This is a genomic window from Sphingobium yanoikuyae (assembly GCF_013001025.1).
In the GTDB taxonomy this organism is placed as follows: Bacteria; Pseudomonadota; Alphaproteobacteria; order Sphingomonadales; family Sphingomonadaceae; genus Sphingobium; species Sphingobium yanoikuyae_A.
The window spans coordinates 2,889,216-2,903,824 of sequence record NZ_CP053021.1; the positions used below are offsets into that span (position 1 = coordinate 2,889,216).

Annotated in this window: 8 protein-coding genes; 1 reads left to right on the forward strand and 7 read right to left on the reverse strand. The window is 66.1% G+C overall.

Annotated features, from left to right (window positions below; all coding sequences use genetic code 11):
* Positions 1-56: 56 nt before the first annotated feature.
* Positions 57-3,683 carry a trifunctional transcriptional regulator/proline dehydrogenase/L-glutamate gamma-semialdehyde dehydrogenase gene (gene putA, locus HH800_RS14095; RefSeq protein WP_169861457.1) on the reverse strand — a complete coding sequence of 1,209 codons (3,627 nt, stop codon included), beginning with the start codon at positions 3,681-3,683 and terminating at the stop codon, positions 57-59.
* 98 nt (positions 3,684-3,781) lie between these two features.
* On the opposite strand from putA, the gene HH800_RS14100 reads away from it, so the two are divergent.
* Positions 3,782-4,267, forward strand: coding sequence for an Lrp/AsnC family transcriptional regulator (locus tag HH800_RS14100; protein ID WP_004211443.1), 486 nt, complete (start codon positions 3,782-3,784; stop codon positions 4,265-4,267).
* Here the strand turns inward: HH800_RS14100 and HH800_RS14105 are convergent.
* The 6 genes from HH800_RS14105 to HH800_RS14130 form a co-directional block, all read right to left on the reverse strand.
* Entirely contained in the window at positions 4,264-4,467 is a 204-nt protein-coding gene (locus tag HH800_RS14105; RefSeq protein ID WP_169861458.1) for a hypothetical protein, read from the reverse strand. The two genes, HH800_RS14100 and HH800_RS14105, sit on opposite strands and share 4 nt — an antisense overlap.
* Before the next feature lie 76 nt (positions 4,468-4,543).
* Positions 4,544-5,785 (reverse strand): SGNH/GDSL hydrolase family protein, encoded by a 1,242-nt coding sequence (locus HH800_RS14110; protein ID WP_169861459.1) that lies wholly within the window; start codon positions 5,783-5,785, stop codon positions 4,544-4,546.
* A gap of 391 nt (positions 5,786-6,176) precedes the next feature.
* The gene (locus HH800_RS14115; RefSeq protein WP_169861460.1) at positions 6,177-9,041 is read right to left on the reverse strand and encodes a TonB-dependent receptor; all 2,865 of its coding nucleotides are present in this window, start codon (positions 9,039-9,041) and stop codon (positions 6,177-6,179) included.
* Between the two features lie 133 nt (positions 9,042-9,174).
* A complete protein-coding gene (gene galB / locus HH800_RS14120; RefSeq protein WP_169861461.1) occupies positions 9,175-11,856 on the reverse strand; it encodes a beta-galactosidase GalB in 2,682 nt (893 codons plus the stop codon).
* A gap of 11 nt (positions 11,857-11,867) precedes the next feature.
* A complete protein-coding gene (locus HH800_RS14125) occupies positions 11,868-13,328 on the reverse strand; it encodes a mannitol dehydrogenase family protein (protein ID WP_169861462.1) in 1,461 nt (486 codons plus the stop codon).
* 4 nt (positions 13,329-13,332) lie between these two features.
* A complete protein-coding gene (locus HH800_RS14130) occupies positions 13,333-14,607 on the reverse strand; it encodes an MFS transporter (RefSeq protein ID WP_169861463.1) in 1,275 nt (424 codons plus the stop codon).
* Between the last annotated feature and the right edge of the window lie 2 nt (positions 14,608-14,609).

Consider the following 14,609-nt stretch of genomic DNA (forward strand, 5'->3'; position numbering starts at 1 on the left):
CCTGGCAATCCGCCACAAAGAAAAAGGGCGGCCTTTGCGGGCCGCCCTTTTCATTATCAGCCGATCATCATCAGGCTGGCATTGCCGCCCGCGGCGGTCGTGTTGATGGAGGTCGACACCTCCTCCAGCAGCCAGTCGAGATGCCAGGCGCGCTCGTCGCCGGGCGCGGCTGCGTGGACGGTGACGATCGGCCCATCCAGTTCGGCCACCGCCTGGGTTGCGGCGAGGATCTGGTCGGCGTCGCCCTCCACCAGCATCGCGGCAAAGGGCGCGTCGGGCTGGACGAGGAAATGGGCGGCGACGCTGGCGGGCAGGCCCTGCGGCAGCGGAGCGCCCTCGATCACGGCGCGATTGCCGGTCGCCAGCACGGCGGCCATCTGCGCGAGCAGGCCGCGCCGCGTGCCCGGACGCAGCAACAGCAAGCCACGCGGATGCAGCGCATAGAGGTTGGTCTCGCCGACCGGGCCGGGCAACGCCAGTTCGACGCCGAGCGCCGACGCATCGCCATAATGGCGCGCGACCGCCGCCGCTTCATGATCGTCCTGCGCTTCCAGCCAGCTGACGAAATCATGGATTGGCGAGGCGAGATAGCCGACCCGCTCGGCAAAGACAGGCGCGGTGCGGGTCAGGCGGCCAAGATAGAGCGGTCCGCCCGCCTTGGGTCCGGTGCCCGACAGGCCGCGCCCGCCGAACGGCTGAACCCCAACGATCGCGCCGATGACATTGCGGTTCACATAGATATTGCCGGCCTTCACCCGCGCGGTGACGCGCGCCACCGTCTCGTCGAGACGGGTGTGCAGGCCGAAGGTCAGGCCATAGCCGGTGGCGTTGATCGCATCGACCAGCGCATCCATCCGCTCGCGGCGGAAGCGGATGACGTGCAGCACCGGGCCGAATATCTCGCGGCTGAGGTCCGCGATGCTGTCCAGTTCGATGATGGTCGGCGCGACGAAGGTGCCGTGCGCCGCCTCTTCGGGCAGTTCCTGCTGCTCGACCTTGCGGCCGAGCGCGCGCATCGACGCGATATGCTGTTCGATGCCCGCCTTCGCCTCGGCGGTGATGACCGGGCCGGTATCGACCGCGAGCCGATCGGTGCGGCCGATGCGCAATTCCCTGAGCGCGCCCTTCAGCATGGTGAGGGTGCGATCGGCGACATCCTCCTGCAGGCACAATATGCGCAGCGCCGAGCAGCGCTGGCCGGCGCTGTCGAAGGCGGAGGCGATGACGTCGGCCACCACCTGTTCCGCCAGCGCCGAACTGTCGACGATCATCGCATTCTGGCCGCCGGTTTCGGCGATCAGCGGGATCGGCTTGCCCGCGGGCGACAGGCGGGTGGCGAGCTGGCGCTGGATCAGCCGGGCGACCTCGGTCGAGCCGGTGAACATGACGCCTGCCGTTTCCGGCGCAGCGACCAGCGCGGCGCCGATCCGGCCGTCGCCGGGCAGCAGTTGCAGCGCATCGCCGGGCACGCCGGCTTCATGCAGCAGGCGCACGGCTTCGGCCGCGATCAGCGGGGTTTCCTCGGCGGGCTTGGCCAGCACCGGATTGCCGGCGACCAGTGCCGCCGCGACCTGTCCGGTGAAGATGGCGAGCGGGAAGTTCCACGGGCTGATGCAGACAATCGGCCCCAGCGGCGCCTGATCCGGGCCGAAGGTGCCGCGTGCCTGCGCCGCATAATAGCGCAGGAAGTCGATCGCCTCGCGCACTTCGGCGATGGCGTTGGGCAGCGACTTGCCCGCTTCGCGCATGATGAGGCCGAGCAGCACCGGCATCCGGTCCTGCATCGCGTCGGCCGCCCGCTCCAGCAGGACGGCACGATCGGCGACGGCCGTGTTGGGCCAGCAGGCGTTGGCGGCGCGGATCGCAGCGGCACGGGCGTGGTCGGCGCTCGCTTCCCAGACGGTGCCGACAATGTCGCGATGGTCGGCGGGGTTGCAGACCGGGCGGGCTTCCCCTTCCCCGCCTTCGGGCCCTTCCCCGCCCTCGGGCGCGGCGGTCCAGGCGATGGTGGCGCTGTGCTGCAGCGCCTGTGTCAGCTTAGCTAGCGCGCCTTCATCGCTGAGGTCGATGCCATCGGAATTTCGGCGATCGGGATAGAGGCCGGCGGGCGCGGCGATCTGGTCGTGCCGGGCGCCGGGATGCGGCATGGCGCGGACGATCTCGACCGGGTCGGCGATCATCTCCTCGATCGAGACATCGGGATCGGCGATGCGGTTGACGAAGCTGCTGTTCGCGCCATTTTCCAGCAGGCGGCGGACGAGATAGGCGAGCAATGTCTCATGCGTGCCGACCGGCGCATAGATGCGGCACGGGCGGTCCAGCTTGTCCTTGCCGACGACCTGTTCATAGAGCGGCTCGCCCATGCCGTGCAGGCACTGGAACTCATATTGGCCGATCGCGAAGTCCGGCCCGGCCATCTGGTAGATGGTGGCGAGCGTCTGGGCATTATGGGTCGCGAATTGCGGGAAGACGGCGTCGGGCGCGGCCAGCAGCTTTTTCGCGCAGGCGACATAGGCGACGTCGGTATGGACCTTGCGGGTATAGACCGGAAAATCGGCGAGGCCATCGACCTGCGCGCGCTTGATCTCCGCATCCCAATAGGCGCCCTTGACCAGACGCACCATCATCCGGCGATTGGCGCGACGGGCGAGGTCGATGATCCAGTCGATGACGAAGGGGCAGCGCTTGCCATAGCCCTGGACGACGAAGCCCAGGCCATCCCAGCCGGCAAGGTCGGGATCAAGCGCCAGGCTTTCGAGCAGGTCGAGCGAGAGTTCGAGGCGATCCGCCTCCTCCGCGTCGATGTTGAGGCCGATGTCGTAGCGCTTCGACAGCAGCGCGAGTTGCTTAACCGCCGGCAGCAATTCGCCCATCACCCGGTCGGCCTGCGCGCGAACGTAGCGCGGATGGAGCGCCGACAGCTTGATCGAGATGCCGGGGCCGGCATAGATGCCGCGCCCGGCCGACGCCTTGCCGATGGCGTGGATCGCCTTTTCATAATCGGCATAATAGCGTGCGGCGTCGGCGGCGGTGGTCGCCGCCTCGCCCAGCATGTCATAGCTGTAGGCGAAGCCCTTGGCCTCCAGTTCCTTGGCGCGCTTGACCGCTTCCTTGATCGTCTCGCCGGTGACAAACTGTTCGCCCATCATCCGCATGGCGAGATCGACGCCGCGCCGGATCACCGGCTCGCCGGCGCGGGCGACCAGACGGGCGAGCGCCGCCGCCAGGCCGCGATCGTCGACGCTGCCGACCAGCTTGCCGGTGACGACCAGGCCCCAGGTCGCGGCATTGACGAACAAAGACTTGCCGCCGCCCAGATGCGAACTCCAGTCGCCGTCGGCGATCTTGTCGCGAATGAGGGCGTCGCGCGTGTCGTTGTCGGGAATGCGCAGCAGCGCTTCGGCAAGGCACATCAGCGCCACGCCCTCCTGACTGGAGAGCGAATATTCCTGGACCAGCCCTTCGACCCCGGTGCCCTTGTGATTGGCGCGCAGGGTGGTGACCAGATGGCGCGCCGTGTCCGCCACGGCGGCGCGGGTGGCGCCGGGCAGGGTCGCCGCGTCGAGCAGCGGGGCAAGGCATTCAGCCTCGTCGCGGCGATAGGCGGCGGTGATCGCCCGGCGCAGCGGCGACTGGTCGCGGATGGCGGGGGCGAAGGCGGCAAAGGGATGCTGGTCGGTCATGCGACCAGAATATCCGATTGGCGCATTTCATTCCGTCTTATGAATGCCCCGATAAATGTCAAAGTGACTTATTAATGGCAGCATGATAGGCAAATTGCATGAGCAACAAGCCCGCTATGGTCGAAATGGATGAGTTCGACCGGCGTATCATCGCCGCGCTGGTCGAGGATGGCCGCATGACCGTGACCGATCTGGCCGCCAGCGTCGGCCTGTCCAAGACACCCTGCCAGGTGCGGTTGAAGCGATTGCAGGAGAGCGGCGTCATTCGCGGTTTTCGCGCGATCGTCGATCCGGCCAAGCTGGGGATGGACCATGTCGCCTTTACCGAGGTGAAGCTGAGCGACACGCGGGAGAGCGCGTTGCGGGAGTTCAATGCGGCGGTGCGGCGCATCCCGGAGGTCGAAGAATGCCATATGCTGGCGAGCAATTTCGACTATCTGCTGAAGGTCCGCACGTCCGACATTCGCCGCTATCGCATGGTGCTGGGCGAGAAGATTTCCGCCCTGCCCCACGTCGCCAGCACATCGACCTTCGTGGCAATGGAGACGGTGCTGGAATCCGGCAGCAAGCGGCCGCGCCGTTAACGCGGGACCGAAGGCCCTTCTATCCGGATGCCGCGCCGCTGAAGCTCGGCCCGCGCCGCCTTCTGATGCGGGGTCAGGCGCTGATAGTCGGTGGTCGAACGCCAGATCTCCAGCACGTCCTGATCGCTGCGGATAGCAACATCCGCCTCTGCATTGGCATAGTCCTGCAGACGATATTTCCTCGGCGCTTTTTCGATCACCCGTCATCCCTTTCGCGGGAGACGTAGCGGATTTTACGTAAAATCCGCGTGATCGGGATCACGCGGTTAAGGCATGTTAATCAAACAGGGCCAGCGGCACGGCATCGCCCATGGCGCGATAGCCGGCCGGATTGGGATGGAGCGCGTCACCGCCATCATAAGCGGGCAGCAGCCGGTCGGGCCGCGCAGGATCGCGGGTGGCACGGTCGAAATCGACCAGCCCGTCGAAATGGCCCGGCGTGCGTATCCAGGCATTGACCGCCTGCCGGTCCGCCTCATTCTGGGCATCGGCATGATAATAATCATTGCCGACAAAGGGCATGATGGTGGCGCCAATCACCTTGATCCCGCGCGCATGGGCGCGGGCGATGATCTGGCGATAGGCGCCGATGATGCGGGCGACATGGGCCTTGTGATCCTCGACACTGACGGGGGCATCGCGAGTGAGGGTGCCAAGATCATTGACCCCTTCCAGCAGGACCAGATGCGTGACGCCGGGCTGGGCCAGCACATCGCGGTCGAGCCGGGCCAGCGCATTGGGGCCAAGCCCGTCGTTCAGCAGCCGGTTGCCGCCGATCCCCTGATTGACGACGGCGATGTCGCGGCGCTTGGGGTCCGCCTGCAACCGCTGGGCAAGCCGGTCGGTCCAGCGATCATTGCCGTTGGTGGTCGATCCCTTGCCATCGGTGATGGAGTCGCCGAGCGCCACAACCAGCCGTGCGGGCGCGCAGCGCTCGACCTCCAGCGCGGCGAGATTGAACCAATGGTCGAACGAGGCGGCGCCCGCCATCGCCGTGTCGGTCAGGTGATCGCCGGGCATATGCCAGGAAGTGGCGCGCGAGCCGGGATGCGAAGTCTGTTCCGGTTCGCCCTGATAGCGGATGGTGACGGCGATCGTGTCAAGCGCGGCGACCGGCAGCGATACCGGGTCGGACAGATAATCGGCACCGGCGGGCACGATCAGGTCCGGGCTGCCATCGAAGCGCAGCGAAATGAGCGTGCCGGGATCGATCGCCGGCGATGTGCTGGCAGGGGCGCGGGCGATGCTGACGCCGGCGATATGGAGCGGCGCGGTGCCGGCGAGGTTGGAGATGCGCACCCGCACCCGGTCGCCGGCGATCGAGGGGCGGACGATCTGGCGCAGCGACTGGTCCTTGAGCGTGCCGGCGGGTAGCGCAGCGTCGCCGGTCGGGCGGAATTGCGAGGAGGCCCAGCCCGACACCCAGGTCGGCGTGCAGGTCTTTGCCGTGACGGGCTGGGACAGCAGCAGGGACAGCAGCAGGGACAGCGGCAGGCTGGCGAGCAAGGGACGGATCATCGGCTTCCTTTCGGTCGGGGATGGCGGGCGGCGCGTCCCCAAAATGGGCATATGAGGATCACGGTATCGAAGTTCACAGTGTCGTGCGGCAGGCGTTGACGCATTTCCGCGCCTTTCCGGGCCGGCCGCGACCTGCAACGCGCCGGTGACGCGACACCTGGGTCACCGCCACGCCCCAGTGACGCGCCCATGAGGCAACAGGGACGCGACGACCGGGTCACGACAAGGTCATGGCAAAGGCGTCCGCGAAGACGGGTTCATGGCCAAGGGTAGACCAAATATCCTCCAACATTGGAAGGCCCCTGCCCTATGCCAAGCCGCGGTCCCAACGACTTCCAAGAAAAAGGGCCGGCGTTGCCGCCGGCCCTGTCAGTGCATCCCTGGGGGAGGATCAGAAGTTGGCCCGGATACCGGCCAGCACGGTGCGACCGGGATAATAGACCGAATAGGCGGCGTTCGAATATTCGAAGGTGGTGCGGATCGGCTCGTCCGTGATGTTCAGCACATCGAGCGTCAGGCGCAGCGCCTTGTTGAAGAAGGGCAGCTGATAGCCGGCCGACATGTCGAGCTGGCCACGGGCGTCGGACTTGAGGTCGGCGCCGTTGATGCCGTTCTGCGGACCGTTCACGGCGATCGCCTCGTCATTCCAGACATAGTTCACGCTGACCGACAGACCGCCATTTTCATAGAAGCCCTGCAGGTTGTAGCTCCAGGGCGACACGCCGGTCGCGACCAGACCCGAGGAGGAGGACTGCTTCAGGTAAGTGCCGTTGGCCGAGAAGCCGAGGCCCTTCACCAGGAAGTCGAGCGGCTGCACCCAGGTCGCTTCGATACCCTTGATCTTGAGATCGCGCAGGTTGACCGGACGGTTCACGGTGATCGGCAGCTGAGCGACCGGGATGCCGGTCTGGAGCGACCGGTCGTTGAGGGCGTTCTGCTGCGTCGAGATCAGGCTGTCGAACGGAATGTTGAGCGACCCGAAGGCAACCTGTTCGGAGGTGGTGACGGTGAAGCCCTGGATATTCTTCATGAACAGCGACACGCCGACATAACCGATGCCGCCGGTGTAGATTTCGCCGCCCAGGTCATAATTGTCCGAGGTGTAGGGCTTGAGGTTCGGATTGCCCGCCGTGGCAGTCAGCGCCGAAGGATCGGAGAAGGTGATGCCCGGCAGGATCGCGCCGGCATCCGGGCGGGTCATCGTCCGCGAGGCCGACGCACGCAGCTTCACATTGTCGGCGACATCATAGGTCAGATTGATCGACGGCAGGAAATTCTCGTAGGTCGAGGACGAGGTGATGTCGACGATCTCCGTGCCGACCTGGCTCGGTCCGACGACCAGCTGGTCGGTGTGGGCGTAGCGCATGCCGGTGTTGATGTGCAGGTCGCGGCCGGCAATGGTCGTGACGCCGTTCAGTTCGAAATAGGCACCCCAGACCTTTTCATCCATGTCGCCGGTCGCGCCGCCGGTGACGGCCCCGCGTGCTTCGGGCGCGCTGTCGCGATAGCTGGCATAGTTGGTGGCCTGCTTGAGCGCATCGAAGTCCGGCACGATGAAGCCGGCGGTCGAGGAACTGCGCAGATACTGAGCGATGGCGCTGGTCGGCACGGTGCCGGTGGCGCCGGTGCAGCCAGTGCCGCAGACCGACAGCTGATAGGCGGTGCTGTTGTCATAGGCGCGGATCGAACGGGTCGCCTGATCATAGGCGCCGCCGACCTTCACGTTGAACATGTCATCGCCATAGGTCACGTCGAGATGCGCGCCCTTGGTCTCGGTCTTGCGACGGACCAGCTGGATATTCTGGCGATACCATTGCCAGCTGCCGTTGTTCGGATCGTTGAGGTCGAGATTGCTGGTGATCGACGGATAGTCGCCACCGGTATTGTCATAATAGGTTTCGACGCCCGACTGCGGCGTGGTCTGGAACGCCCAGGTCGGCTGTTCGCGGAAGAAGCGGCTCTTCGACCAGTTGGCGCTGAGGTCGACCTTCAGATCCTCGGTCGGCTGCCAGCTGACGCTCGGGTTGACGTTCCAGAATTTGGTCGTCTGCTTGAACAGGCTGGCTTCGAGGAAATAGGAGGAGTTGGCGAAGGTGCCGCTGGTGACGACGCCATTGTCATCGACGGTCAGGTCGATCGGCACCATGCCACCAGTCGACTGGGCGCTGGTGCCCGGCCCCGAGTTGCGGACCTGCCAATTCATGTTGACCTTGCTGTAATCACGCTTGGACTTGGCCCAGATGCCGTCCAGGGCGAAATGCAGCTCGTCCGACGGGCGCCATTCGAGCGAGGCCAGCGCCGAGATGCGCGAGCGATCGCCTTCGGTCAGGCTCTTGCGGCCGAGACGCGGGATCAGCGCGGTGCTGAGCTGGTCGCGGGTCAGGCCAGAAGTGGCGACGACATCGACCGGCTGGCCGGCGACCAGGCCATGGCCGGTATTGTTGGGAACGACCGAGGCCCAGGAGAAATTATTGCCGCCGGCGTCGCCGGTGCCGAGATTACCGTCGGTCCAGCCGACCGATTCAAAGCCATCTACGCGGGTCTTGGTCTTCACGCCGGCAACGCCGACGAGGATGCCGAACGTGTCAGTGGTGTGGCTGGCGACGATCGCGCCGCGCGGGCTGAACTTGTCGTTATTGTCGGTATATTGGCCCTGCGCCACGACGGTGACATGGGTGCCTTCCTTGTCGAAGGGACGGGCATTGCGCAGGTTGACGGTGCCGGCGATGCCGCCTTCAAGCGTCGAGGGCGACGGGCTCTTGGCGAGGTCGAGGCGGGTGAAGAGTTCCGACGGGAAGAAGTCGAGATCGACTTCGCGGTTGGCGCTGCCGCCGTTGGTGCCGCCATCCGATGCAACCTGAAGCTGCGAACCGTTGAGCAGCACGCGGGTGAAGCTGGGGCCAAGGCCGCGGATCGCGACCTGGGTGCCTTCACCGTTGATGTCGCGGTTGAGGCGCACGCCGGGCATGCGGTTCAGCGTTTCAGCGAGGTTGGTGGCGGGCAGCTTGCCGATATCTTCCGCGAAGATCGAGTCGCCAAACGCAACCGCATTCTTCTTGGCGTTGGTGGCGCTTTCCAGCGAGGCGCGGATACCGGTGACGACGATGTCGGCGGTTTCGCTGTCCTGCGGCGCGGCGGCGGTTTCGGCCGGTGCAGCAGCATCCTGCGCAGCGGCGGCCTGGGCCAGGCCCAGCGCACCGAAGGCGGATGCGGCGAACAGGGCCGCACGGATATTATGGTGGCGTGAAACGTTCATACAACCTCTCCCCGAGCGCTGCCCCCGACTATCCGGTGGGCGTATCTGGTAGCGCTATCAGATGCAGACCAATAAAGTGCCCGTCCCAATTGTCAAGATATGGGACGGGCGAAAATGGTAACGTTATTAATTTTCAGCGGACTGTGGCATTTGTGCTGATGACGGCCTGCGCCGCGGTCAGGCCCGGTGCGCTGGCGCGGACGGTTACCCGCCCCTTCTCGCCCGGCTTGGCCTTCACGATCACTAGCGCCAGGCCATTGAAAGCCTTGCGATCTTTCGACGGAAAGGCAGTCAGATCGGTCGGGTCGCCATTGTCGGTGGCAATGATCTCGCCCGGTCCCTCGATCGAGAAGCGGATGTCCTGCTTGGCGGCAGGGACGACATTGCCGTCCTTGTCGAGGATCTTGAGCGTCACGAAACTGAGGTCACGACCGTCATCGGCGATGGCGGAGCGATCGGCGGTCAGCGACAGTTTCGCCGCCTCGCCCACGGTGCGGATCGTCTCGGTCGCCCAGGGCTGGCCCTTCTTCCAGGTGACGACCTTCACCTCGCCCGGTTCATAGACGACATAGTCCCAGCGGAAGCGATATTCATAATCGCGCTTCTTGACCTTGCCCTGCGACTTGCCGTTGATGAACAGTTCCGCCTCGTCGGCCGAGGAGAAGACATGAACCGGCGTGATCTGGCCGACGCGGTCAGGCCAGGTCCAGTGCGGCAGGATATGCGCGAATTTGAGGTCGGGCCGCCAGCGCGCCTGGTAGAGCCAGAAGCGGTCCTTGGGGAAGCCGGCGAGATCGAGGATGCCGGAATAGGAACTGCGCGACGTGTAATAGGGTGTCGGTTCGCCCAGATAATCGAAGCCGGTCCAGACGAACTCGCCCGCGACATAGGGATTCTGGTCATCGGCGGCCCAGACCCGATCGGGCGAGGAGCCAAAATCGGCGGCGTGCATCTCATAGGCGGAGACCTGATGCGTGTCGGGATTGCCGCCCGACCAGGGGCGCACCGGACCGCTGATCGCGCCGGCCACCGGGAACATATATTCGCCGCGACTGGACAGGGCCGATGCGCTTTCGGTGGACAGGATGACCTTGTCCGGGAATTTCGCGCGGAAGGCGGGATATTGGCCGACGATGCCGCGAATGCCGGCGCCCTGATAATTGAGGCTGATGACGTCCACGGTGGTGGGCAGAGCCATGTCCGCCTTGGCATAGTTCATCGCGCTGGTGGCGGGCCGGGTCGGGTCTTCCTGATGCGCGATGGCGACCAGTTCGCGGCCGATCTTCGCCCCCGCCTCACCATCATATTGTTCGCCGACCTCGTTGCCGATGCTCCAGATGATGATCGAGGGATGGTTGCGGTCGCGGCGCAGCATGGCGCGCGCGTCGGCCTCATGCCAATCCGGGAAGATCAGGTGGAAGTCGTGCGGGGTCTTCTTCTTCTCCCAGCTGTCGAACACCTCGTCCATCACCAGGAAGCCCATGCGGTCGGTGAGTTCGAGCAGTTCGGGCGCGGGCGGATTATGGCTCATGCGCACGGCGTTGGTGCCCATGTCGCGCAATATTTCGAGCTGGCGCTCGGCCGCGCGGGCGTTGAAGGCTGCGCCGATCGCACCGAGATCATGATGATTGTTGACGCCGCGCAGGGGGATCTGCTCACCATTGACGATCACGCCCTTGTCGGGATCGAACTTGATGTCGCGCACGCCGAAGCGGGTTTCGTAGCTGTCGATCAGCTTGCCGCCCTGGGTCACGGTGGAGACGGCGACATAGCGGTTGGGCGCCTGCGTCGGCGGCGGGCCCCAGAGGCGCGGGTTGCTGAGGATCGTGCTGCCCTTCAGCTCCGCCTTGCCATGGGGGGCGATGCTGGTGGACTGGCGGGCGATGCTGGCGACCGGGCGGCCGATGCGCTTGCCGCTGGCGTCGATCGCATAGAGAGCGGTCGCGACCTCGACCTGCGCCGGGGTGTCGCCGTCATTGTCGAGGGTGAGGCTCAGGTCCACGCTGGCCTGCGCCTTGCTGACCTGCGGCGTGCGGACGATGCTGCCCCACTGGCCGACATGGACCTTGTTGGTGGTGGTGAGATAGATGTCGCGATAGAGGCCGCCGCCCGGATACCAGCGCGCCGAAGCCTGGGGATTGTCGAGGCGGATCACGAGTTGGTTCTGGCCGCCCGGCACCGCATAGGGGGTGAGGTCGAGGCGGAAGCTGTTATAGCCATAGGGCCAGCCGCCGACGAGCTTTCCATTCAGCCAGACGGCGGCGTAGGACATCGCCCCTTCGACATCGAGGAAGATCGACTTGCCCTTGTCGCTGGCGGGGATGGTCAGCGCCTTGCGATACCAGCCGATGCCCCAGCTGGGCAGGCGGCCCATGCCGCCATAGGGGCCATCCTTGATGAACGGGCCGGCGATCGCCCAGTCGTGCGGCAGGTCGACATGGGTCCAGCCGCTGTCGTCGAAGCCGGGCTGGACATAGGATACGGTGCCGCCCGGATTGCCGGCGGGACGGGTGTGATGCCTGGCGGGATCGGCGATGAAGGGATTGGCGCTGGGCAATATCCAGGGCTTGAGCACGCGGGCGCCGCTGTCGTCCACCTGCACCGCCGCGTCGGGACGGGCGTCGGCCACCTTGCCGTCGCCGGCATCCTCGATCGGCGGACGGACATCATAGCGCAGATCCTCGATCAGGCCGGCGGGATCTCCCTTGGTGAAGCGCCAGTCGCGGCTGATCGAGACGCTGTCGCGCGGCGCGGCCAGCAAGGTCGCAGGGCTGAGCAGGCAGGAGGCGAGCAGGATGGTGCGCAGGGTCTTCATCAGGGGCTCCGTCAGAGCTGGGCGAGCGCAGCGCGGGCGCCGTCTGCTTCGAGGATGGCGAGCCAGCGGATCAGCGCGGCGCGGAAGGCGGCGTTGCCGGCAAGGTCGGCGGGCACCACGGCATCGAAGGCCAGGATCGCGTCGACACGGGCTTGCGTAGAGGATGCGTCGGCCAGCCGGGCGGTGATGGCGGCGGCGAGCGGATCGTCGACGACATGGGCTTCGCCCCGGTCATCGACGCCGGCCTGCCAGCGGACCCAGGCGGCGACGGCGAGCGACAGGGCATCGATCCCCTGCCCTGCCGACAGCCGCGCGGCGATGGTGGCGAGCAGGCGCTGGGGCAGCTTTTGCGATCCGTCCATCGCGATCTGGCGGGTGCGATGCTGCAGGGTCGGATTGTCGAAGCGCGCCATCAGCTCGCGGCGATAGGCGGCGACGTCCAGTTCGGGCGGCGGCGACAGCGTGGTCTGCGCCTCGTCCCACAGACTTTCGACGAAATGCCGGGCTTCGGGCAGCGCGAGCACTTCATGGACATGGTCGATGCCGGCGAGGCCGCCGAGATAGGCGATGCCGCTATGCGCGCCGTTGAGCAGGCGCAGCTTCGCCTCCTCCCAGGGGGCAACGGCGGCGGTGACCTGAACCCCCGCGCCGAAATCCGGGCGCGGGCCGCAGAATTTATCCTCGATCACCCATTGCAGGAAGGGTTCGGTCTTGACCATTGCCTGATCCTCGACGCCGAGCCGGGCGGCGAGCGCGGCGATGTCGGCGTCGGTGGTGGCGGGGACGATGCGGTCGACCATGGTTTCGGGGAAGGCCCCTTCTGCCGCGATCCAGTCGGCCAGTGCCGGGTCGTGCCGGGCAGCGAGCGCCAGCACGGCGTTGCGCAACCGGGTGCCGTTGTGCGGCAGATTGTCGCAACTGATCGCGGTGAAAGGCGGCAGGCCCGCCGCCTGGCGCACGGCCAGCGCCGCGACGAGGAAGCCGGGCGCAGTCTGCGGCGCGGCGAGCGAGGCAAGGTCTGCGGCGAGTTGGGGATCGCCCTCGATCAGGGCGCCGGTCGCGGGATCGAGCTTATAGCCCTTCTCGGCCACGGTCAGGGTGACGATATGGGTGTCGGGCGCGGCGAGCGCGGCGACCAGTGCGGCCGGGTCTTCCGGGGCGACCAATACCTGGCTGACCACGCCGATGATGCGCGCCTGCTCGGCCGAACCATCGCGCACCAGCATGGTGTAGAGGCAGTCCTGCGGCATCATCTGGTCGCGCACGCCGGGCGAACGCAGCGACGCGGCAATCACGCCCCAGCGCAGGTCGCCGGCGGTCAGGGCATCATCGAAGATCACCGCCTGATGCGCGCGGTTGAAGGCACCGATGCCGAGATGGACGACGCCGGGGCGAACCGCCGCGCGATCATAGCCGGGACGGACGATATCGGCGGGCAGGCCGGCGAGCGTGGCGGACGATAGACGGGTCACAGGATCAGACAGCCTCTTGCGAGAGAGTCACGGGCACATAGCGCGGGACGATAAGGTGCAGCACCAGCAGCGCCAGCAGATAGGCACAGGATGCGACGATGAAGATCGGCTGGAAGCTGCCGACGGTTTCCAGGATGATGCCGGCGAACTTGGCCATCAGCATGCCGCCGATCGCGCCGGCCAGCCCGCCAAGGCCGACCACTGACCCCGCCATCCAGCGCGGAAAGAGATCGCCCGGCAGCGCATAGACATTGGCCGAGAAGCCCTGATGCCCGGCGCAGGCGAGGCCGATCAGGCCGACCGCGATCCACATGCTGGGCGCCTGGGCAGCGAACGCGATCGGCAGGGCGCAAAGCCCGGCGCAGAACATCGCCGTCTTGCGGGCGCGGTTGATGTTCATGCCCCGGCCCATCAGGCGCGACGACAGCCAGCCGCCCGCGACCGAACCGACATCGGCCAGCAGATAGACGGCGATCAGCGGCGGGCCGAAGTCCAGCATCTTCACGCCATATTGCTTGTTGAAGAAATCGGGCAGCCAGAAGAGGAAGGTCCACCAGACCGGATCGATGAGGAAGCGCGAGGTCATATAGGCCCAGGTCTGGCGATAGCGGAACAGGGTGCGCCACTTGACCGGGCGGGCCGGTTCCTGCGGGTCCGCCTCGATCCAGGCCAGTTCCTCGGCGCTCAGCCCCTTCTTTTCGCGCGGGCGGCGATAGAAGGTCAGCCAGGCGGCGAGCCAGAAGACCGTCAGCAGGCCGGTGAGGATGAAGGCCCAACGCCAGCCCAGCGTGACCGCAATGACCGGGACGATCAGCGGCGTCAGGATCGCGCCGACATTGGAGCCGGCATTGAAGATGCCGATGGCGAAGGCGCGTTCCTTCTTGGGAAACCATTCATTGGTGGCGGCGATCGCCGCCGGGAATGTCCCCGCCTCACCAATTGCCAGTGGGATGCGGGCGAACAGCATGCCGGCGGTCGAGGTGAAGAAGATGTGCATGACATGGCCGACCGTCCACAGGCCGACCGCCAGCGCATAGCCGGCCCGCGCGCCGATCCGGTCGATCAGGCGGCCGAAGGCGACATAGGCGATGCCGTAACCCGCCTGAAACCAGATGGCGAGATCGGCATAGCCGCTCTCGCTCCAGCCATAGTGGGCCTGAAGATCGGGCTTGAGCGTCGGCAGGACAAGCCGGTCGATATAGCTCAGCACCACCGCCGCAAAGAGCAGGCCGCAGACGATCCAGCGGACCTTTCCGGACGGTTTGGGAATCGTGGTCATTG

What these genes read in the sequence shown, in the direction of transcription:
- galB (WP_169861461.1), bottom strand. Translation starts at nt 11,856, where the DNA reads ATGAAGACCCTGCGCACCATCCTGCTCGCCTCCTGCCTGCTCAGCCCT.
- HH800_RS14110 (WP_169861459.1), bottom strand. Translation starts at nt 5,785, where the DNA reads ATGATCCGTCCCTTGCTCGCCAGCCTGCCGCTGTCCCTGCTGCTGTCC.
- HH800_RS14115 (WP_169861460.1), bottom strand. Translation starts at nt 9,041, where the DNA reads ATGAACGTTTCACGCCACCATAATATCCGTGCGGCCCTGTTCGCCGCA.
- HH800_RS14130 (WP_169861463.1), bottom strand. Translation starts at nt 14,607, where the DNA reads ATGACCACGATTCCCAAACCGTCCGGAAAGGTCCGCTGGATCGTCTGC.
- HH800_RS14100 (WP_004211443.1), top strand. Translation starts at nt 3,782, where the DNA reads ATGAGCAACAAGCCCGCTATGGTCGAAATGGATGAGTTCGACCGGCGT.
- putA (WP_169861457.1), bottom strand. Translation starts at nt 3,683, where the DNA reads ATGACCGACCAGCATCCCTTTGCCGCCTTCGCCCCCGCCATCCGCGAC.